The sequence below is a fragment of the Streptomyces sp. NPDC088124 genome (assembly GCF_040685895.1).
Lineage (GTDB): Bacteria > Actinomycetota > Actinomycetes > Streptomycetales > Streptomycetaceae > Streptomyces.
This window is the reverse complement of record NZ_JBFBJB010000025.1, coordinates 74,656-94,473: the sequence shown is the minus strand read 5'-3', so window position 1 is coordinate 94,473 and position 19,818 is coordinate 74,656. Positions and strand designations below refer to the sequence as shown.

The following is a 19,818-nucleotide window of genomic DNA, read 5'->3' as shown; positions in this document are numbered from 1 at the left end:
CGGGAGGCATGCACACATGGGCATGAGCGTGACCATCTCAGCGGCGCGTGCGCAGGACGCGGAACAGATCCTGAAACTCCAGTACCTGTGCTATCAGAACGAGGCCGAGCTGTACGGCGACTACACCATCGAGCCGCTGACCCAGACGCTCGACGACCTGCGGGCCGAACTCGCCGGCGGACACGCCCTGGTGGCCCGCCTCGGCGACGAGGTGGTGGCCTCCGTGCGCGGCAGCGTCGACGAGACGGGCACCGCGCGGATCGCGAAACTCATCGTCCATCCACGGCTGCGCAGGCACGGTCTCGGCGGGCGGCTGCTCGACGCCATAGAGGTCCACTTCACGGCGGAACCGGCCGCGCGGCGCTTCCAGCTCTTCACGGGCCACCGCAGCGAGGGCAATCTGCGGCTCTACCGCAGCCGTGGGTACGCGCCGGTGGCGACGGAGCAGGTCGGTCCGCGGCTGCGGCTCGTCACGCTGGAGAAGACGCCCGCCGACCGGGTGTACCTGGCCAGCGCCTGACGTGAGGGCGGAATCCTCCCCGTCCGCCGCGCAGCGGCGGAGGCCGACCGGGGATTCCGCTTCTCGAACGCGTCCCGGTCACCCCGGAATCACGCGCGCGCCGCGCCCCGCTTCCGCAGCCACAGGATGCCCGTGACCGGCAGCAGCACCGGGATGAAGAGATAGCCCCTGCCGTAGTCCGACCAGACGGTGGAGTCCGGGAAGGCGGACGGGTCCGCCAGCGCCCATGTCCCCACGGTCAGGACCCCGGCCAGCTCCGCGGCACAGCACACCAGGGCCGCCCGGCGCGCCGCCTCGCCGCCGCGCACCAGGGTGTACGTGATGAACGCGTAGACGGCGGCCGCGACGGCGGAGAGCGAGTAGGCCAGCGGCGCGTGGTCGAACTCCGTGGCGATCTGGTAGGCCGAGCGCGAGACGGCGCCCACGGACATCACCCCGTACAGCCAGACCAGCAGCAGCCCGGGGCCCTTGACCAGGGGGGCCGGCGGGGCGGGCGCGCCGCCCGGCGCCCCGGACGTCTCCGGCGCCCCGGACGTCTCCGGTACCTCGGTGCTCATCGGGTCAGCCTCCCCAGATGTCGTGGAGCCGTACTTCCAGCACGGCCAGGACGACCGCCCCCGCCGCGACCGTCACCGAACCCCAGCGGGTCCGCTCACCCAACGACAGGAAGCCCGCCGCGGGCACGGCCAGCAGGGCGCCCAGCAGGTACGAGACGAAGATGACCGTGCCCTCGTCGGCCTGCTCGCCGCGTGCGAGCTGCACGACCCCGACCACGAACTGGACCAGCGCCAGCAGGGACACCACGGCCATGCCGATGAAGTGCCAGTCCTTGGTGGGCTGGTCGCGGTAGGCGGCGTGACCGCACCAGGCGGCGAGGACGAGCGCGGCCACGGAGACCGTGACCGTCAGGGCGACAAGCATGGACCTGAGAGTATTACGGCGTAATAGGCCCCCGGCGGGCGCCCCCGGCCGCGTCCGGCCGCCCGCGTTCCGGCTGTGTTCCACTCGCGTTCCGCCCGCGCTCGGCCCGCGCGCGGCGAGCGCCGGGTGACCGTGGCCTTGACCACAGCGCACGCCGGTCCGGGACCGCCCCCGAAAGGTGCGCGGATCCGGCCACCGCCGCGGGCCGCTCCGTATTCATGCAGGTCACGGCCGGGGGAGCGGCCCCGACCCGGGCCCGCCGAGGCGGCCGGACCGCTGCCGCCGCGCCTCCGGAGCCGTCCGTATGGTGCGACGTTTTGTTCCGCTATTCGGACACTCGCCCGGTGGGCGGTCTGATGTCTGTTTTACTTGCCGCATGACCACGACGAGCTACCGCGCCCCCGCGACCGAGGCGATCACGACGCCCGGTGCTCGTTGTCTGTGTCGAATGTGCTCCTTCTGAGGGCCCCCGCCTGAGCCTCGCGCCCCCGAAGCGAGCCTGCCCCCCCACGCACGCCCGCGCCCGGTCGGGCCTGTCCCGCACGCGCCGTGCCCCGGTCACCCACCGCGCCGACGTGCGCGCGGCAACGACGAATGCCCCGTGCCCGGCCCATCCCGCCGCGCACTCGACAGTGACGGAAACCCCCTGTGATCACTACTACGGGCCTGACCAAGGTCTACCGGTCCGCGCAGTCGCGCGGCCGTGAGGTCACCGCGCTCGACGGCGTCGACCTGCATGTCCGCGAGGGCGAGGTCTTCGGCGTCGTGGGCCGCAGCGGCGCCGGCAAATCCTCGCTGATCCGCTGCGTCAACCTCCTCGAACGCCCCACCGCCGGGACGGTCACCGTCGACGGCCAGGACCTCACCGCGCTCGCCGGCCGGGGCCGCCGGGCCGGGAAGGAGCTGCGCCGCGCGCGCAGCTCGATCGGCATGGTCTTCCAGCACTTCAACCTGCTGTCCTCCCGCACCGTCAAGGACAACATCGAACTCCCGCTGGAGATCCTCGGTGTCACCGGCGAGGAGCGCTCCCGCCGCGCCCTGGAACTGCTCGACCTCGTCGGACTCGCCGACAAGGCCAAGGCCTACCCCGCCCAGCTCTCCGGCGGCCAGAAGCAGCGCGTCGGCATCGCCCGCGCGCTCGCCGGCCGCCCGAAGGTGCTCCTCTCCGACGAGGCGACCAGCGCCCTCGACCCGGAGACCACCCGCTCCATCCTCCAGCTCCTGCGCGACCTCAACCGGCAGCTCGGCCTGACCGTCCTGCTCATCACCCACGAGATGGAGGTCGTGAAGACGATCTGCGACTCGGCGGCGCTGATGAGCCGGGGCCGGATCGTCGAGTCCGGCACCGTCGGCGAACTCCTCGCCACCCCCGGCTCCCAGCTCGCCCAGGAACTCTTCCCGGTCGGCGGGACGCCCTCGGGCCCCGGCCGTACGGTCATCGACGTCACGTTCCACGGCGAGGCGGCCACCCAGCCGGTGATCTCCCAGCTCGCCCGCACCTACAACATCGACATATCGATCCTGGGCGCCGCGATGGACACCGTCGGCGGACGCCAGATCGGCCGGATGCGCATCGAACTCCCCGGCGCGTACGAGGAGAACGTCGTCCCGATCGGCTTCCTGCGCGAGCAGGGCCTCCAGGCGGAGGTCGTCGACGCCGACGGGACCGCCGCGCCCGTGACCGTCCCGGCCCAGGCCACCGCGCCCGTGAAGGAAGATGCCAAGTGACCTGGTCGGAAATGCAGCCCCTGCTGACCCAGGGAACCATCGACACCCTCTACATGGTGCTGTGGTCCGCGCTCGTCACCGTCGCGGGCGGACTGCCCCTCGGCATCCTGCTGGTCCTCACCGACCAGGGTGGACTGCTCCAGAACACCCTGGTCAACAAGGTGGTCGGGGTGATCGTGAACATCGGCCGCTCGCTGCCGTTCATGATCCTGCTGATCGCGCTGATCCCCTTCACCACCCTGGTCGTCGGCACCTTCATCGGCCCCACCGCGATGATCGTGCCCCTGGCGATCGGCGCCATCCCCTTCTTCGCGCGCCTCGTCGAGACGGCGGTCCGCGAGGTGGACCACGGGCTGGTCGAAGCCGTCCAGGCGATGGGCGGCTCGATCCCCACCATCGTCCGCAAGGTCCTGCTCCCGCAGGCCCTGCCCTCCCTCGTCTCCGCCGTCACCACCACCCTCATCGTGCTCATCGGCTACTCGGCGATGGCGGGCGCGGTGGGCGGTGAGGGGCTCGGCTCCAAGGCCGTCACCTACGGCTTCCAGCGCTTCGAGAACGGCTTCATGATCGCCACGGTCGTGGTGCTGATCGCGCTCGTCACCGTGATCCAGCTCCTCGGCGACGGCGCCGGGCGCCTGCTGGCCCGCCGCGGCCGTACCGCCTCCTGACCCTCCCGACCTCCTCCTGACTCTCCCGACCTCCTCCCCAACCGCCCGCACTCCTTGTCCGGGCGACGTCACCCGCACCACCGGAAAGAGGCACTCTTCGTGCGTACCACCCTCAAGATCACCGCGACCGCGGCCGTCACCGCGGCCCTCGCCCTCGGCCTCAGCGCCTGCGGCACCTCCTCCGACCCGGGCGCCGGCTCCACCGCCTCCGCCGACACCTCCAAGCCCCTCGTCGTCGCCGCGTCCCCGACACCGCACGCCGACATCCTGAACTTCGTCAAGAAGAACCTGGCGGAGAAGGCCGGCCTCAAGCTGGAGGTCAAGGAGTTCACGGACTATGTCCTGCCGAACACCGCCACCCAGAGCGGCGAGGTCGGCGCCAACTTCTTCCAGCACAAGCCCTACCTCGACGACTTCAACAAGAAGAAGGGCACCGACATCGTGCCCGTCGTCAACGTCGAGCTGGAGCCCCTCGGCCTCTACTCCAAGAAGATCGAGAAGCTGGCGGACCTCAAGGCCGGCCAGACCGTCGCCATCCCCAACGACACCACCAACGAGGGCCGCGCCCTCAAACTGCTCGCCGACAACGGTGTGATCACACTGAAGGACGGCGTCGGCACCGACGCCAACCTCTCCTCCATCAAGGACGCGAAGGGCCTCACGTTCAAGGAACTGGAGGCCGCCACACTGCCCCGCGCCCTGAACGACGTGGACGCCGCCGTCATCAACGGCAACTACGCCATCGAGGCCAAGCTCAAGCCCGCCCAGGACGCCCTCGCCCTGGAGAAGGCCGACGGCAACCCGTACGCCAACTTCCTCGCCGTCAAGCGCGGCAACGAGAAGGACCCGCGCGTCGTGAAGCTCGCGCAGCTCCTCAACTCCGACGAGGTCAAGAAGTACATCGACGACACCTACGACGGCTCGGTCATCCCCTCCTTCGGTGCGGCCAAGTAGGCACGCCGGTAACGTTCCCGCCCGCGCGCGCCCCGCACACACCGATCGTGTGCGGGGCACACGCATCCGTACGGACCCGGCCATGCGCATCCCGTCCGGATGCTGCATGCTGTGCATTTACGACGGACTGAGGCATGGAGCTCGCATGACTACCACCTTTCCGGACGTCTCCATCAGCACGGAGCGGTTGGTGCTGCGCCCCTACGAACTCGCGGACATCCCGGCGCACATCGACATGATGAACGACGAGATGGTCACGGCCTGGACCTCCGTGCCCCATCCCTACACCCACAAGGACGCCGAGGTGTGGGTCCGAAGAATCGCGCCCAACGAACGCCGCACCGGACGCGGGATCGCCTTCGCCGTCCACGAGTTCCTGACCCAGCGGCTCGTCGGCGTCGTACGCCTGCGGAACACCAACTGGCACGCCCTCGCCACCGAGGCGTCCTACGTGACCGCCCCCTGGGCCCGCGGCGAGGGATACGCCACCGAGGCGATGCAGGCGGTCGCCCAATGGCTCTTCAGGGACCAGAAGTTCGAACGCATCGAAGTACGCACCGCCGCCGACAACACCGCCGCCCAGCAGGTCGCGCAGAAGATCGGCTGTATCAGCGAGGGCGTCCTGCGCAACGCCTGGATAGCGCGCTCGCAGACCGAGGACGGCGGCTGGACCCGGATCCGCACCGACCTCATCGTCTGGAGCCTGCTCCCCGAGGACCTCGAAGGCATCGACGAACAACTGGCCGACGCGCGCGGCTACGCCTCCTTCCCCGACTGGCGCTGACCCCCGCACCGCCCCCACCCCGACCCCACCCCGACCCGCACCCCCTCCCTCCGACCGGGCCAGGTACTCTCACCGTGCCCGGCCCCAGGGGGTCCGTACGCAGCGAAACCCCCACGCCCTCGCCCCACCCGCGACAACCTTCGGGAGACTGACGACGATGGCCGACCGCGTCACGGTGATCGGCTGGGACGGCTCGCCCCTCACCGCCGCCGCCAGGTCCGCGCTCTCGGCCGCCACCCTGGTGGCCGGGGCCGCCCACCATCTCGCGCTCCCCGAGGTGCCGGCCCGCGCCGAACGCATCCGGCTCGGCTCCATCGACCTGGCGGCCCGCCGGATCGTCGGCCACCGCGGCACCGCCGTCGTCCTCGCCGACGGCGACCCCGGCTTCTTCGGCGTCGTACGCACCCTGCGCGCCCCCGCGCACGGCCTGGAGGTCGAGGTCGTCCCCGCGGTCTCCTCGGTGGCCGCCGCCTTCTCCCGGGCCGGCATGGCCTGGGACGACGCCCAGATCGTCGTCGCCCACCGCCGCACCCTGCGCCGCGCCGTCAACGTCGTCCGCGCCCACACCAAGGTCGCCGTCCTCACCTCCCCGGGCGCGGGACCCGCCGAACTCGCCCTCCTCCTCGACGGCGTCCACCGCACCTTCGTCATCTGCGAGGAACTGGGCACCGACCGCGAACAGGTCACCGTCCTCACCTCCGACAAGGCCGCCGACCACGTCTGGCGCGACCCCAACGTCGTGATCGTCATCGGGGGCGTCGGCACCGCACCCGCCCCGTCCGGCGGCTGGATCGCCGGCCGCGACCCCGGCTACCCGCCGGAGCGCCGCGGCTGGGCGCTGCCCGGCGCGGAGTACGGCATCAACCTCGACGAGGGCGAGTCCACCTGGCTGCGCGCCGCCCAGCTCGCCCGGATCGGCGCCCGCACCGGCGACCTGATCTGGGACATCGGCTCCGGCAGCGGAGCCCTCGCCGCCGAGGCGGCCCGCTTCGGCGCGGCCGTGATCGCCGTCGACGACGAACCCGGCGCCTGCGCCAGCACCGCCGCCGCCGCCCGCCGCGCGGGCGTCCAGCTCCAGGTCGTCCAGGGCCGCGCGCCCCATGTGCTGGAACGGCTCCCCGAACCCGATGTCGTACGGATCGGGGGCGGCGGCGTCGATGTCGTCATCGCCTGCGCCGACCGGCGGCCCGAGCGGATCGTCACCCACGCGGCCACCAGGGACGAGGCCGAAGCGGTCGGAACGGCCTTGGCGGGAGGGGGATATGAGGTGGAGTGCGCCCTTCTCCAGTCCGTCGAACTCGACACGGGAGGGTGGACCGAGCGCGAGCGCTCCGTCGTCTTCCTGGTCTCGGGACGGCGTCGAGGACTCCCCTCATGACCCTGCCGAGACCCTTCGCGAGGTAGGCTGGCCGATCGTTGTACCGCTGCCGGGCGTTCGTCGCTTCGTTCGTCAATGTCCGGAAAAGGGGCCCGTTTTGGGCCCTGATGTGGTACAGCGGAGAACCGGGGGGACGCGCGACGTGGCGCAGTCCACAGCGGACCGTGGCGAACCCCGCCACGGCTGTGCGAGCCTGCGGGAAGCCGTGACACCACGGGCCGACCGCGGGCCGATTCGTGCCGCGCGGCGCCCACGCTCGTTGTTCCTGACGGGCGCCGGACACACGCCGCGGATCGGGCGCCCCGGTGGAAGGGCCGAAGGAGCGGAAACAAATGGGCGAGGGGTACGCATGACTGACACCGGCCAGGTCCCGGGCGAGGGACTGCCGGAGAACGCAGGCATGGTGAAGCAGCCGGGCGTACCGGCTTCTGGTACGTACACCTACCTGACCCCCTCCGGGCCCGCCACCGAGGACGAAGACCTGCTGCTGATGCCGAGTTCGCAGGGCGGCTGGAGCGACCCCCAGGTCGTCCCGGCGGACCCGCACGCCGCCTACGCCGTGCCCGAGGGGTACGCCGACAGCTACGCGACGGCGCCCCAGCAGGCGTACGGGGTCCCCGAGGGCTACCCGGCCCCCGAGGCGTACGCCGCCCCCGCGCCCGAGGCGTACACGCCCCCCGAGGCGTACGCACCCGACCCGTACGCTGCCCAGCAGGAGTACGCGGCCGCCCCGCAGCACGTGCCCCTCATAGAACAGCCGGCGCCGATGACGGAGCCGGTGTCACAGGCCCAGGTCCCGCCGCAGGCACCTGAGGCGTACGAAGCCCCCCCGGAGCAGGCCGCTCCCGCGGCGCCCGAGCCCGCCCCCGGACAGCCCGAACCGGCGGCGCCCGAGCCCCCGGCCGCGGCGGAAGCGCCCGCACCGGAGGCCGCCGCGGCGCCGGAGCAGCCGGCCCCCGAGCCCGCCGCGGCGCAGCCGGAGGAGCCCGCGGTCGAGCAGCCGCCGGCGCCGCACCAGCCCGGTGCCCACGAGACCGGTGGCCGGGATTCCGGCTCGGTCGACCTGAACGGCGTACGGGTCCCGCCGCCCGCCGCGGCCCCGGCGACCGCGACCGCTTCGGCACCGCCGCGCCGCCCGCTGCACATGGGCCCGCCGGTCCCCGACCCGACGGGCGGCGTGGTCCGCTCCCTCGCCGACCGCGGCCCGGCCGGCGCCCCGACCCAGGCCGTCCGGGTGCGCCCCCGGCCCCAGACGCCGCCCGTGGCCCCCGAACCTCCCGAACCGCAGACGCCCCCCGCCGCCGAGACGGCCGTCCCTGAGCCGGCGCACCAGGAACCCCAGCCGCAGCCCGCGCCCGAGCCGGTCGCGGAGACCGCCGCCCCCGAGCCCGCGCCCCAGGAACCCCAGCCGCAGCTCGCGCCCGAGCCGGTCGCGGTGGCGGAAACCCCGGAAGCCCAGCAGCCCCCCGCGCCCGAGCCGGAGCCGGTAGCGGCCGAGGAACCCGCGACCCCGGCACCGGCACCGGCACCGGCACCGGCCCCGGAGCCGGAACCCGAACCCGAACCGCAGGCCGCGCCCGAGGCAGTGGCCGCCGCCCCCGAACCGGAACCCGCTCCCGCCCCCGAGCCGGTGGCCGAAACACCGGAGCCCCAGCCCGAGCCGCAGTCGGCCCCCGAGCCGGTGGCGGAGCCGGCCCCCGAGCCGGTGGCCGAACAGACCCCCGAGCCCGAGCCCACCCCGGCGCCGGTCGCGGAGCCGGAACCCGCCCCGGAGCCCGAGCCGGTGGTGGCGGCGGCCCCCGAGCCCGCCCCGGAGTCCGCGCCGCAACCCGAGCCCGCCCCGGAGCCCACCACGGCGGCGGTGCCCGAGCCCGAGCCCGAGCCGGAGCCCGCACCCGTAGCCGAGCCCGACGCGCAGCCCGTCGTGGCAGCGGCGGCAGCGGCGGAAACGGCAGCTCCCGCCCCGGAGCCCGCCCCGACCCCGGACCGGACACCCTCCGCGGACCGGACACCGCCCCCGGCGCCGGACGAGGCCCAGGAGCAGGCCCCGCTCCCCGCCGAAGACGAGACAGCAGCCGACGACCAGCCGGCGGCCCAGGTCCAGACAGCACCCCAGGTCCAGACAGCAGCCCAGGACCAGCCGACAGCCCAGGACCAGCCGACAGCCCAGGAGCAGCAGGCTCCGCTCCCCGCCCCGGAGCCCGCTCCGCAGGAGGGAACGCCGGCCGCGTCCGGCTACGACGACGCCGAGCGCGACGCCGTGCTCCGTGTGATGCGCGAGCGCCGCGACATCCGCAACGGATTCCGCTCCGACCCCATCCCGCACGAGGTGCTGCTCCGCGTCCTGGAAGCCGCGCACACCGCGCCCAGCGTGGGCCACTCCCAGCCCTGGGACTTCGTCGTCATCCGCTCCGCCGAGACCCGGCGGTCCATGCTCGAACTGGCGCAGCGTCAGCGCGATGTCTACGCCAAGTCGCTGCCCAAGGGCCGGGCCAAGCAGTTCAAGGAACTGAAGATCGAGGCCATCCTCGACACCCCGGTGAACATCGTCGTCACCGCGGACCCGACCCGCGGCGGCCGCCACACCCTGGGCCGTCACACCCAGCCGCAGATGGCCCCGTACTCCTCCGCGCTCGCCGTGGAGAACCTCTGGCTCGCCGCCCGCGCCGAGGGCCTGGGCGTCGGCTGGGTCAGCTTCTTCGACGAGCGCGAGATGGTCCGCGCGCTGGGCCTGCCGGAGCACCTTGAGGTCGTGGCGTACCTGTGCGTCGGATACGTCGACGAATTCCCCGAGGAGCCCGAACTGATGCAGGCGGGCTGGTCCAAGCGCCGCCCCCTGTCGTGGGTCGTCCACGAGGAGACGTACGGCCGCCGCGCCCTGCCCGGCGAGGAGCCGCACGACCTGCTCCAGGAGACCATCACCGCGATCCGCCCGCTGGACGCCAAGGCGCTGGGCGAGGCGTGGGAGCGCCAGAAGCGGATGACGAAGCCGGCCGGCGCGCTCGGCATGCTGGAGATCATCTCCGCGCAGCTCAGCGGCCTTTCCCGGCTCTGCCCGCCACCGATCCCCGAGCCGGCCGCCGTCGCGGTCTTCGCGGGCGACCACGGGGTGCACGCGCAAGGGGTCACCCCCTGGCCCCAGGAGGTCACCGGCCAGATGGTCGCGAACTTCCTGGCCGGAGGAGCGGTCTGCAACGCGTTCGCGACCCAGGTCGGCGCGGAGGTCTGCGTCGTGGACGTGGGCGTCGCGAGCGACCTCCCGACCAGCTCCGGCCTGCTGCCCCGCAAGGTCCGCGCCGGTACGGGCGACTTCACGACCGGCCCCGCGATGAGCCGCGAGGAGGTTCTCGCGGCGATCGAGGTGGGCATCGAAACGGCTCGCGATCTGGTGGCGGCGGGCAACAAGGCGCTGCTCACGGGCGAGATGGGCATCGCCAACACGACGGTGTCCGCCGCGCTGATCTGCGTCTACACCGGACAGGACCCGGCGGAGGTCACCGGCCGGGGCACCGGCATCAACGACGAGATGCACGCCCGGAAGGTCGATGTCGTCCGCCGCGGCCTCGACCTCCACCAGCCCGACCCGGCCGACCCGATCGGTGTCCTCGCGGCCGTCGGCGGCCTGGAACACGCGGCGCTGGTCGGCTTCCTCCTCGGCGGCGCGTCGATGCGTACGCCGGTGATCCTGGACGGCGTCAGCGCGGGCGCGGCGGCGCTGGTCGCCCGCGCGATCGCCCCGGAGGCCCTGGCGGCCTGCATCGCGGGCCACCGCAGTGCGGAACCGGGCCATGTGGCAGCCCTGAACAAGCTCGGCCTGCGCCCCCTGGTCGACCTGGACCTCCGCCTGGGCGAAGGCACGGGCGCGCTGCTGGCCCTCCCGGTGATCCAGAGCGCGGCGCGAGCGATGCACGAGGTCGCGACGTTCGACTCGGCAGGAGTAACGGAGAAATAGGCCCGGTTCACGGAGACGACCCACCGGCGGGAGGGGGCCGGGGCCGGGCCCGGAGGAGATACGTGTCCGGACACTGAAGCTGATGTGTGCCGCACAAGCGGCCCGCGCCCAGGTGTTCATCCCGCACGCGGCGTACGGGGGTCCGGGGGTGTCCCCCGGAGAGAACACAGCATGGCGTCCGGCATCTGTGCCTCCGGAGGCCCCGGCCCCCGCCCCCTCAGCCACGTACCCCGGCAACGCACCGGCCCCCGCCGGGAACCCCGCCCCCGCGTAAGCTGGAGCCCATCCCACCAGCACGTTCGTCATGTCCCCGCCGCCCGAGGAGCCCCCGCCCACATGGCCCAGCACGCCGACCACCCCGCGTACCCCGTCGGTCTCCGCCTCTCCGGCCGGCGCGTCGTTGTCGTCGGCGGAGGCCAGGTCGCGCAGCGCAGGCTGCCGGCGCTCATCGCCGCGGGCGCCGACATCGTGCTCGTCTCGCCCTCGGCGAAGCCGTCCGTGGAGGCCATGGCGGCGGCCGGCGAGATCCGCTGGGAGCGCCGGAGGTACGAGGAGGGCGACCTCGCCGGTGCCTGGTACGCCCTCATCGCGTCGAGCGACCCGGAGGCCAACCGGACCGCCTCCGCCGAGGCCGAGCGCGGCCGGGTCTGGTGCGTACGCAGCGACGACGCGGAGGCCGCGACCGCCTGGACCCCGGCGACCGGCCGCAGTGAGGGCGTCACCGTGGCCGTGCTCACCGGGCGCGACCCGCGCCGTTCCGCCGCCGTACGCGACGCCATCGTCGAGGGGCTGCGCGAGGGCACCCTCGCCGCGCCGCACCACCGCACCCGTACCCCCGGTGTCGCCCTCGTCGGCGGCGGCCCCGGCGACCCCGACCTGATCACCGTGCGGGGCCGCAGGCTGCTCGCCGAGGCGGACGTCGTCATCGCCGACCGGCTGGGCCCGCGCGATCTGCTGGACGAGCTGCCGCCGCACGTCGAGGTGATCGACGCCGCGAAGATCCCGTACGGCCGCTTCATGGCTCAGGAGGCCATCAACAGCGCGCTCATCGAGCATGCCAAGGCGGGCAAGGCCGTCGTGCGGCTCAAGGGCGGGGACCCGTTCGTCTTCGGCAGGGGCATGGAGGAGGCGCACGCGCTCGCCGCCGAGGGCATTCCGTGCACGGTCGTGCCCGGCATCTCCAGCTCGATCAGTGTGCCGGGCGCCGCCGGGATCCCCGTCACGCACCGCGGTGTCGCCCACGAGTTCACCGTCGTCAGCGGCCATGTCGCGCCGGACGACGAACGGTCGCTGGTCGACTGGTCCGCGCTCGCCCGCCTCCGCGGCACGCTCGTCCTGCTGATGGCCGTCGACAAGATCGGCTCCATCGCCCAGGCACTGGTCGAGCACGGCAAGGCCCCCGAAACCCCCGTCGCGCTGGTCCAGGAGGGCACGACCGCCGCCCAGCGGCGCGTGGACGCCACACTCGCGACGGTGGGGGAGGTCGTCCGGGCCGAAGAGGTACGGCCCCCCGCCGTCATCGTCATCGGTGACGTAGTGGCACTGGGAGACGGCCACTGACCCACCCCCCCCACAGCCCGACCCACCCCACCCCACCCCCACTCACCCCCACCCAGACAGGACAGGTCAGTAGCACCCCGTGGCTGAAGTCATCACCGTCGAGGACCCCGACGACCCGCGCCTGAGCGACTACACCGGGCTGACCGACGTCGAACTGCGGCGCCGGCGCGAGCCGGCCGAGGGGCTCTTCATCGCGGAGGGCGAGAAGGTGATCCGCCGGGCCGGCCAGGCCGGTTACGTGATGCGGTCGATGCTGCTCTCCGCCAAGTGGCTCGACGCCATGCGCGACGTCATCGACGCGGCGCGGGCGCCGGTGTACGTGGTCAGCCCGGACCTCGCCGAGCGGGTCACCGGCTACCACGTGCACCGCGGCGCCCTCGCCTCCCTGGCGCGCAAGCCGCTGCCGACGGTCGCCGATGTGCTCCGTACGGCCCGCCGCGTCGCCGTCATGGAAGCGGTCAACGACCACACCAACATCGGCGCGATCTTCCGCAGCGCCGCCGCGCTCGGCATGGATGCCGTGCTGCTCTCGCCGGACTGCGCGGACCCGCTCTACCGGCGCTCGGTGAAGGTGTCGATGGGGGCCGTGTTCTCCGTGCCGTACGCCCGTCTTGAGGGCTGGCCGAGGGCGCTGGACACCGTGCGGGACGCGGGCTTCCGGCTGCTGGCGCTCACCCCGGACGCGCGGGCGGTCCCGATGGACACCGCGGCTCCGCACCGGATGGAGCGGGTCGCGCTGATGCTCGGCGCCGAGGGCGACGGTCTGTCGCGGCGGGCGCTGGACTCCGCCGACGCCTGGGTCCGTATCCCGATGGCGCACGGCGTGGACTCGCTGAACGTGGGGGCCGCCGCGGCCGTCGCCTTCTACGCGGTCACGGCGGGTCGCCCGGAGCACTGACCCCGGCCCCGCCCGCGCCCCCCCCGCACACCACCGCGCGGCGGACCCCGCGGCGTCACCCTCAGAGCTGCTGCGCCGCCGCGATCCCCAGCGCGACGATGAGCGTCACGACGACGAAGACGATCAGCCGCTGCCGCAGCAGCCGCGGGTTCGCGGGCCGCAGCCTGGACGACTTCGTCCGGGTACCCGACGCCGGGCGGCCGTTCGTCCGGGCCGATCCCCGGGCCGTGTCCCGGGGCCGCGGGGGCCGGCCGGACCCCGTACGCCCGCCGGAGGATCCCGTACGGTCGAAGGCCCCGCCGGTACGGGAAGGGCCCGCGCCGCCGGTACGGGAGCCACCGCCCTGACGCGGTCCGGAGCCGTCCAGCGCCCCAGGAGCACCGGAGGCCCCCATGCGGCTCTGCGGGCCGCGCGCGGGCTCCCGCTCCGTGTACCGCTCCGTCAGTCCGCCCGGCACCTGCTCCTGCCCGCCGCGCACCCGCTGCACCGGCGGCCGGCTGTCGATGAGCCCCTGCGCCTCCCGCGCGGCGATCTCCTTGAGCCGCATGGAGAGCTGGAGCGTGCTGGGACGGTCCTCCGGGTCCTTCGCCAGACAGGCCCGTACGAGCGGAGCGAGGGCGTCCGGCACGCCGTGGAGGTGTGCCTCCTCGTGGACCACCCGGTAGAGCATCACCTCGGAGCTGCCGTGCCCGAACGGGGAGTCGGCGGTGGCCGCGTACGCCAGTGTGGCGCCCAGCGAGAAGACGTCCGTCGCGGGCGTGACGGCGGCTCCCCGTACCTGCTCGGGCGCGAGGAAGCCGGGCGACCCGACCGCCGTTCCGACATGGGTCAGCGTGCTGGCACCGGTCGCCCAGGCGATGCCGAAGTCGATGATGCGCGGGCCCTTGGGGGAGAGCAGGATGTTCGAGGGCTTCAGGTCACGGTGCACGACCCCGGCCTCGTGGACGGCGACCAGGCCCTCGGAGAGCGCGGCGCCCACCGAGGCGACCTCGGCCGCGAGCAGCGGGCCCTCCTCGTTGACCTTGTCGTGGAGCGAGGGGCCCGGGACGTACTGGGTGGCGAACCAGGGACGGTCCGCGTCCAGGTCGGCGGCGACCAGCCGGGCCGTGCAGCCGCCGCGGATGCGCCGCGCGGCGGAGACCTCGCGGGCGAACCGCGACCGGAACTCCTGGTCCTCCGCCAGATCGGGCCGGATCACCTTCAGCGCGACCCGCTGACCGCGCCGGTCGGAACCGAGATAGACGACGCCCATCCCGCCCGCCCCGAGCCGTCGGTGGAGCCTGAACGAGCCGACGACACGCGGGTCCTCGCGCCGGAGCCGCATCATCGCCATGTCCATCCCCGCTGCCCGGTCGTCCGTGTGCCGTGGCACAGCTTACGTACCCGTGCCCGGGTGTGCTCATAGGCCGCGCCCTCGCACGCCGACCGATTGTCGGTGTGGAGCGGGAAACTTGAGGACAGGTCAGCGGCGGGACGGGTCCGGAGGACCGGCAGGAGATGATCCCAAAGGTCGTGCGGGTAAGGGGGATTGGGAGAACGGGACGTACGGAGGGCGCGGTGGCCCCCCGGGCGGAGGCGTGCGTGAGAGAAGTCACCAGAAGCGGATCGGCGAGAGCCCGACAGGCGCCGGACCGGCGGCCCGAGCAGTGGTTCTCCCGGGCGAGTGCGTCATCCTTCCGGGCGAGAGCCCGGTCCTCCGTAAGGCATTCCGGATCATCCCCTCCGGGAAGACCCCAACTCCGGAAGCCCGTTCTCCACCCAGGGGAGTACATCACCGGTCCACGGCTCATCCTCCGGGAGGCCCGTCAATCGGTACGCGGGCATGACGCCCCGACGTTCAGGCGTCCCTAATCTTGAGATCAAGCGGCGGGTGCGGAACTCGTCCCCCGAGGTCGGACACTCGCCGCTGTCGAATCGGGACAGGAGAAGGACCATGGCGGACACGGCAACGCGGACAATGATCCGCACGCGAGGACGCAAGGCGTACGCCGCGTTCGGCGGGCGCCAGTCCGGTACGCGCCACCCCTTGGTGGCGACGGCCATGGTTCTTCCTCTGGCGGCCCTGCTCGTCGTCGTCTTCGGCGGCTGGGAAGCAGTGGTCACACAAGCGTCGTCCGTGGGCGTGATGCTGGGGCGCTGAGCGGCGCCCCGGACCCGGGAGAGCGGCCCGGGTCGGGGACATCCGGCCAAACAACCCCGTGGGGACGGGGGTGCGGCGGACGGCAGCGGTGGGCCGGTTAGCTGGGGAGCTGACCGGCCATCGCGTTTCTCCACCGCGTTCCGCCAGGCGTGTGGTGCCTGCCCACCACGACCGGAGCGCCGCGGGTAGGCTCCGCGCCGGAACACATCGCACCCGGGGGCCATCATGACCGCGTCCGTCGTCCGCGCGCTCGGCCGCGTCGCCCGCGAAGCGGCCCACGTGGCCCACGCGGCCCACTCCACCCACGTTCCCGCCCCGTGCCGCGCCCGCGACCAGGATGTCACCGTGCTCGCGGACCGGGCCGACGCGACCGTCGTACGGTACGGAGACGTGGTCGCCAAGGCGCACGCCGACGGTACGGACCCCATCGCGCACCGCACCCGGCTCGCCGTCGCCGCGCACCCCCGGCTCGCCGGGATCCTGCTGCCGCCCCTCCCGACGGACGCCGGGGACGTGGACGGCCGTCCGGTCACCGCCTGGCCCTACGGGGCCCCGGTCGACCCCGCCGACCCGGACTCGGCGCCCTGGGAGCAGGCGGGGACGCTGATCGCCCGGCTGCACTCCGTACCGCCCGACACCCTGGCGGAGGCCCTGACCGAGGCCCTGGCCGACGCGACGGGCGGAGCCCGGCCGGTGACCGGCGGTCTGCCCGTCGCGCGCGGCCCCGCCAAGGCGGCCCGCGCCCTCGCCCGGCTGCGCGCCGCCGGCCCGCACCCCGCGGCGGTACCCGTACGGCGCGCCTGGGAGCGGCTTCCCGCGTGGGCCCGCGGCGAGGCGCCGCCGCCCGGTCCGTACGCCCTCTGCCACGGCGATCTCCACCTCGGCCAGCTGGTACGCCACCCGGCCCCCCACGGCCCCTGGCTCCTCATCGACGTCGACGACCTCGGACTCGGCGACCCCGCCTGGGACTTGGCGCGCCCCGCGGCCTGGTACGCGGCCGGACTGCTGCCCGCGGAGCCGTGGCAGCGCTTCCTCGGCGCCTACCGCCGCGGGCACGGTCCCGCCGTGCCCGCGGACCCCGCCGCCGACCCGTGGCCCCGGCTGGACGTCGCGGCCCGCGCCCTCACCGTGCAGACGGCCGCGCTCGCCGTCGCCAAGTCCGTCGCGGAGGACCGGGAGCCGGACGAGGTGGAGATGCTGATGATCGACTCCTGTGCCCGGATCGCCGGACTCGCAACCGAGTTGGAGCCAGGGGCGTCCCCGTAGGGTGAACGGGCGGTCGCCGGGAGTGTGTTCCGGCGCCGCCGGACGAACGACGAGGAGCGTGCCGACCATGCAGTGTCCCAAGTGCCGTGCTGCGATGCAGACGTACAACCGCAACGGTGTCCAGATAGAACAGTGCAGCGGTTGCCGGGGGATCTTCCTCGACTACGGCGAGCTGGAGTCCCTGACCCGCCTGGAGGCGCAGTGGGCACCCCAGGCGCCGCCCGTACAGCAGGCTCCGCCTCCGCAGGCCTACCCGCCGGCCCCGGGCCCCGCCTGGGGCGCCCAGCAGCACGGGGGCCACTACGGAGGCCATCACGGCGGGCACCACCGCCACAAGAGCTTCGGGCGGATGCTCTTCTCCTCATGACGGCCTGAAAAAGGAGCCCCCGGTCGTCGATACGACGACCGGGGGCTCCGGATGGTGCGCGATACTGGGATTGAACCAGTGACCTCTTCCGTGTCAGGGAAGCGCTCTCCCGCTGAGCTAATCGCGCGGGCTTGGACCTGCCGGACCTGCTCGTACCGCCTGCCAGGATCCGTTCGTACTGCGTACTGCACACTGCGTGCGCGATACTGGGATTGAACCAGTGACCTCTTCCGTGTCAGGGAAGCGCTCTCCCGCTGAGCTAATCGCGCGGGAATCCAGAAGGATTCAGTGGACGATACTGGGATTGAACCAGTGACCTCTTCCGTGTCAGGGAAGCGCTCTCCCGCTGAGCTAATCGTCCTTGGAGGTGGAGACGGGATTTGAACCCGTGTAGACGGCTTTGCAGGCCGTTGCCTCGCCTCTCGGCCACTCCACCAGGAGCGCGGGGGTCGGGAAACCCCCACACCATCGAGCGGACGACCAGGTTCGAACTGGCGACCTCAACCTTGGCAAGGTTGCGCTCTACCAACTGAGCTACGTCCGCGTGCCGTTTCCCGGGACCATCGGTGCGGCCCGGCGACGTGTTGAACTCTAGCGGATTCCGGGGCCAGCACAAAAACGCGTTTCCGCAGCGTGATGCGGTACGTTCGCCGCGCGTTCGGCCCGGAGCCGCCCCAGGGAGCCTGTTCTAGACTCGCAACCGTGCACGACCTCGCTCCTCTGGCCCGCTTCGGCGGCCTCGTCGCCTCCGGTCTGCGGGACGTCACCCACGACCCGGGCGCGCTGGACTCCACCGGGTTCTGGGCCGTCGCCGCGGACTTCGAAGGCCGCCTCACCTGCGCCCGTTTCGACGACGTACGGCACGAGCCCGTGCCCGCGCCGGTCCCCGGGCGGTGGCGGGGCCCCGCGGCCGGTGACTGGACGTCGTCCCTCGACCGCGCCGCGTACACGAAGGGCGTCCGCCGGATCCGCGAGTACATCGCGGCGGGCGATGTGTACCAGGCCAACCTCTGCCGCGTTCTCTCCGCCCCGCTGCCCGGGTCCGCCACGGCCGACCCCGCCTCGGCGGACATCGACGCGCTCACCGCCCTGCTCGCCCGCGACAACCCGGCGCCGTACGCGGGGACGGTCCGGCTGCCCGCGCACGGCGTGGAGATCGCCACCGCCTCGCCCGAGCTGTATCTGCGCCGCGACGGCCGCACCGTCGAGTCCGGACCGATCAAGGGCACCGGGCGGACCGCCGCGGACCTGCTGGAGAAGGACTACGCCGAGAACGTGATGATCGTGGACCTCGTCCGCAACGACCTGGGCCGCGTCTGCGCCGCCGGATCCGTCACCGTCCCCGACCTGTGCGCCCTGGAACCCCACCCCGGTCTGGTCCATCTCGTCTCGACCGTACGGGGGGAACTCACCGAGCGGGCCGGCTGGCCGGAGCTGCTGGCCGCCACGTTTCCGCCCGGTTCGGTCACCGGCGCCCCCAAGTCGAGCGCCCTGACGATCATCGAGGAGCTGGAGACCGCCCCGCGCGGCCCCTACTGCGGCGGGATCGGCTGGGTCGACGCCGACCGGGGCACGGCCGCGCTGGCCGTCGGGATCCGTACGTTCTGGATCGACCGCGCCACCCACACCCGCCCCGTCCTGTGCTTCGGCGCGGGCGCCGGGATCACCTGGGGCTCCGACCCGGAGGGGGAGTGGGCCGAGACGGAACTGAAGGCGTCCCGGCTGCTCGCGATAGCGTCGGGAACGTACGCACCCGGAGCCGACGGCTCCGCGACGACCGGGACCGCCAACGGAAGGACCGTGTCATGAGGATCTGGGTCAACGGGGCACTGCGGCCGGCCGACGCCGCCCAGGTGTCCGTGCTCGACCACGGACTGACCGTCGGCGACGGCGTCTTCGAGACGGTCAAGGCCGTCCGGGGCCGCCCCTTCGCCCTCACCCGCCATCTGCGCCGGCTGGCCCGCTCCGCGCACGGCCTCGGCCTGCCGGAACCCGACCTGGACGAGGTGCGCCGCGCCTGTACGGCCGTCCTCGACGCCAACCCGGTGGAGCTGGGCCGGCTGCGCGTCACGTACACCGGGGGAGTCTCCCCGCTCGGCTCGGACCGCGGCGACGCGGGCGCCACCCTGGTCGTCGCCGTCGGCGAGACCCAGCGCCGCCCCGACACCACCGCCGTCGTCACCGTCCCCTGGACCCGCAACGAACGCGGCGCGCTGACCGGCCTCAAGACCACCTCGTACGGGGAGAACGTCGTCGCGCTCGCCCACGCGCGCGAGCGGGGCGCGAGCGAGGCGCTCTTCGCCAACACCACCGGCGCGCTCTGCGAGGGCACCGGCTCCAACGTGTTCGTCGTCCTCGACGGTGAGCTGCACACCCCGCCCCTCGCCTCCGGCTGCCTCGCCGGAATCACCCGTGAGCTGACCGCCGAGTGGTGCGGGGCCCGCGAGACGGAGCTGCCGCTGGACGCGCTGGAGCACGCCGAGGAGATCTTCCTGACCTCGACGCTCCGCGACGTCCAGGCCGTCCACCGCGTCGACGGCCGGTCCTTCGACGCCGCCAACGCCCCCGGACCCGTGACCGCCAAGGCGATGCGCGTCTTCGAGGAGCGGTCGGGCGCCGATCTCGACCCGTGAGCCGATCCTTAATCGGGTGACGGGCGCACGTCCCCGGGGGTAGAACTCC

General features: G+C 73.3%; 17 protein-coding genes and 5 tRNA genes. 14 read left to right on the top strand and 8 right to left on the bottom strand.

The genetic code is table 11. The features are described 5' to 3' along the window. Positions 1-16: 16 nt before the first annotated feature. On the top strand, positions 17-520 hold the full coding sequence (locus AB0P17_RS21830) for a GNAT family N-acetyltransferase (protein WP_365813312.1): 504 nt from the start codon (positions 17-19) through the stop codon (positions 518-520). Positions 521-609: 89 nt separating this feature from the next. Here the strand turns inward: AB0P17_RS21830 and AB0P17_RS21825 are convergent, their stop codons facing one another. After that, positions 610-951, bottom strand: coding sequence for a hypothetical protein (locus tag AB0P17_RS21825; protein ID WP_365813390.1), 342 nt, complete (start codon positions 949-951; stop codon positions 610-612). Positions 952-1,081: 130 nt separating this feature from the next. Next, positions 1,082-1,441 (bottom strand): hypothetical protein, encoded by a 360-nt coding sequence (locus AB0P17_RS21820; RefSeq protein ID WP_365813310.1) that lies wholly within the window; start codon positions 1,439-1,441, stop codon positions 1,082-1,084. A 648-nt stretch (positions 1,442-2,089) separates the two neighbouring features. Between AB0P17_RS21820 and AB0P17_RS21815 the strand changes: the two genes are divergently transcribed. From AB0P17_RS21815 to AB0P17_RS21780, 8 genes are all read left to right on the top strand, one after another. Next, complete coding sequence (locus AB0P17_RS21815) at positions 2,090-3,169, top strand: ATP-binding cassette domain-containing protein (RefSeq protein ID WP_365813308.1); 1,080 nt, start codon at positions 2,090-2,092, stop codon at positions 3,167-3,169. Further along, positions 3,166-3,837 carry a methionine ABC transporter permease gene (locus AB0P17_RS21810; RefSeq protein ID WP_365813306.1) on the top strand — a complete coding sequence of 224 codons (672 nt, stop codon included), beginning with the start codon at positions 3,166-3,168 and terminating at the stop codon, positions 3,835-3,837. The genes AB0P17_RS21815 and AB0P17_RS21810 overlap by 4 nt, the downstream gene beginning before the upstream one ends. Before the next feature lie 99 nt (positions 3,838-3,936). Beyond that, entirely contained in the window at positions 3,937-4,791 is an 855-nt protein-coding gene (locus tag AB0P17_RS21805; RefSeq protein ID WP_365813305.1) for a MetQ/NlpA family ABC transporter substrate-binding protein, read from the top strand. A 145-nt stretch (positions 4,792-4,936) separates the two neighbouring features. Beyond that, on the top strand, positions 4,937-5,575 hold the full coding sequence (locus tag AB0P17_RS21800; RefSeq protein ID WP_365813304.1) for a GNAT family N-acetyltransferase: 639 nt from the start codon (positions 4,937-4,939) through the stop codon (positions 5,573-5,575). 157 nt (positions 5,576-5,732) lie between these two features. After that, positions 5,733-6,953: a precorrin-6y C5,15-methyltransferase (decarboxylating) subunit CbiE gene (gene cbiE / locus AB0P17_RS21795; RefSeq protein WP_365813302.1), complete on the top strand. Its 1,221-nt coding sequence runs from the start codon at positions 5,733-5,735 to the stop codon at positions 6,951-6,953. Positions 6,954-7,302: 349 nt separating this feature from the next. After that, positions 7,303-10,905: a nicotinate-nucleotide--dimethylbenzimidazole phosphoribosyltransferase gene (cobT, locus tag AB0P17_RS21790; protein WP_365813301.1), complete on the top strand. Its 3,603-nt coding sequence runs from the start codon at positions 7,303-7,305 to the stop codon at positions 10,903-10,905. 336 nt (positions 10,906-11,241) lie between these two features. Next, positions 11,242-12,465 (top strand): uroporphyrinogen-III C-methyltransferase, encoded by a 1,224-nt coding sequence (gene cobA / locus AB0P17_RS21785; protein ID WP_365813299.1) that lies wholly within the window; start codon positions 11,242-11,244, stop codon positions 12,463-12,465. A gap of 79 nt (positions 12,466-12,544) precedes the next feature. Continuing rightward, positions 12,545-13,363: an RNA methyltransferase gene (locus tag AB0P17_RS21780; protein ID WP_365813297.1), complete on the top strand. Its 819-nt coding sequence runs from the start codon at positions 12,545-12,547 to the stop codon at positions 13,361-13,363. A 61-nt stretch (positions 13,364-13,424) separates the two neighbouring features. On the opposite strand, the gene AB0P17_RS21775 is transcribed toward AB0P17_RS21780, so the two are convergent. Beyond that, entirely contained in the window at positions 13,425-14,702 is a 1,278-nt protein-coding gene (locus tag AB0P17_RS21775) for a serine/threonine-protein kinase (RefSeq protein WP_365813388.1), read from the bottom strand. A gap of 594 nt (positions 14,703-15,296) precedes the next feature. Between AB0P17_RS21775 and AB0P17_RS21770 the strand changes: the two genes are divergently transcribed. The 3 genes from AB0P17_RS21770 to AB0P17_RS21760 all read left to right on the top strand — a co-directional run bounded on the left by AB0P17_RS21770 (position 15,297) and on the right by AB0P17_RS21760 (position 17,136). Then, on the top strand, positions 15,297-15,503 hold the full coding sequence (locus AB0P17_RS21770) for a hypothetical protein (protein WP_365813295.1): 207 nt from the start codon (positions 15,297-15,299) through the stop codon (positions 15,501-15,503). Between the two features lie 225 nt (positions 15,504-15,728). After that, positions 15,729-16,769 carry an aminoglycoside phosphotransferase family protein gene (locus AB0P17_RS21765; RefSeq protein WP_365813293.1) on the top strand — a complete coding sequence of 347 codons (1,041 nt, stop codon included), beginning with the start codon at positions 15,729-15,731 and terminating at the stop codon, positions 16,767-16,769. 67 nt (positions 16,770-16,836) lie between these two features. After that, positions 16,837-17,136, top strand: a complete 300-nt coding sequence (locus AB0P17_RS21760; RefSeq protein ID WP_365813291.1) for a zf-TFIIB domain-containing protein — start codon at positions 16,837-16,839, stop codon at positions 17,134-17,136. Positions 17,137-17,188: 52 nt separating this feature from the next. Here the strand turns inward: AB0P17_RS21760 and AB0P17_RS21755 are convergent. From AB0P17_RS21755 to AB0P17_RS21735, 5 genes are all read right to left on the bottom strand, one after another. Continuing rightward, positions 17,189-17,263: transfer RNA gene (locus AB0P17_RS21755), tRNA-Val, on the bottom strand. A 70-nt stretch (positions 17,264-17,333) separates the two neighbouring features. After that, positions 17,334-17,405 (bottom strand) — tRNA-Val (locus AB0P17_RS21750). A gap of 20 nt (positions 17,406-17,425) precedes the next feature. Then, a tRNA-Val gene (locus AB0P17_RS21745) sits at positions 17,426-17,497 on the bottom strand. A 1-nt stretch (position 17,498) separates the two neighbouring features. Then, a tRNA-Cys gene (locus AB0P17_RS21740) sits at positions 17,499-17,572 on the bottom strand. 35 nt (positions 17,573-17,607) lie between these two features. After that, a tRNA-Gly gene (locus AB0P17_RS21735) sits at positions 17,608-17,680 on the bottom strand. Positions 17,681-17,838: 158 nt separating this feature from the next. On the opposite strand from AB0P17_RS21735, the gene AB0P17_RS21730 reads away from it, so the two are divergent. Further along, entirely contained in the window at positions 17,839-18,945 is a 1,107-nt protein-coding gene (locus AB0P17_RS21730; RefSeq protein ID WP_365813289.1) for a chorismate-binding protein, read from the top strand. Next, positions 18,942-19,769, top strand: a complete 828-nt coding sequence (locus AB0P17_RS21725; protein WP_365813288.1) for an aminodeoxychorismate lyase — start codon at positions 18,942-18,944, stop codon at positions 19,767-19,769. The genes AB0P17_RS21730 and AB0P17_RS21725 overlap by 4 nt, the downstream gene beginning before the upstream one ends. The last annotated feature ends 49 nt before the right edge of the window (positions 19,770-19,818 follow it).

What these genes read in the sequence shown, in the direction of transcription:
- AB0P17_RS21830 (WP_365813312.1), top strand. Translation starts at nt 17, where the DNA reads ATGGGCATGAGCGTGACCATCTCAGCGGCGCGTGCGCAGGACGCGGAA.
- AB0P17_RS21825 (WP_365813390.1), bottom strand. Translation starts at nt 951, where the DNA reads ATGTCCGTGGGCGCCGTCTCGCGCTCGGCCTACCAGATCGCCACGGAG.
- AB0P17_RS21820 (WP_365813310.1), bottom strand. Translation starts at nt 1,441, where the DNA reads ATGCTTGTCGCCCTGACGGTCACGGTCTCCGTGGCCGCGCTCGTCCTC.
- AB0P17_RS21800 (WP_365813304.1), top strand. Translation starts at nt 4,937, where the DNA reads ATGACTACCACCTTTCCGGACGTCTCCATCAGCACGGAGCGGTTGGTG.
- cbiE (WP_365813302.1), top strand. Translation starts at nt 5,733, where the DNA reads ATGGCCGACCGCGTCACGGTGATCGGCTGGGACGGCTCGCCCCTCACC.
- cobT (WP_365813301.1), top strand. Translation starts at nt 7,303, where the DNA reads ATGACTGACACCGGCCAGGTCCCGGGCGAGGGACTGCCGGAGAACGCA.
- cobA (WP_365813299.1), top strand. Translation starts at nt 11,242, where the DNA reads ATGGCCCAGCACGCCGACCACCCCGCGTACCCCGTCGGTCTCCGCCTC.
- AB0P17_RS21775 (WP_365813388.1), bottom strand. Translation starts at nt 14,702, where the DNA reads ATGGACATGGCGATGATGCGGCTCCGGCGCGAGGACCCGCGTGTCGTC.
- AB0P17_RS21770 (WP_365813295.1), top strand. Translation starts at nt 15,297, where the DNA reads ATGGCGGACACGGCAACGCGGACAATGATCCGCACGCGAGGACGCAAG.
- AB0P17_RS21765 (WP_365813293.1), top strand. Translation starts at nt 15,729, where the DNA reads ATGACCGCGTCCGTCGTCCGCGCGCTCGGCCGCGTCGCCCGCGAAGCG.
- AB0P17_RS21760 (WP_365813291.1), top strand. Translation starts at nt 16,837, where the DNA reads ATGCAGTGTCCCAAGTGCCGTGCTGCGATGCAGACGTACAACCGCAAC.
- AB0P17_RS21725 (WP_365813288.1), top strand. Translation starts at nt 18,942, where the DNA reads ATGAGGATCTGGGTCAACGGGGCACTGCGGCCGGCCGACGCCGCCCAG.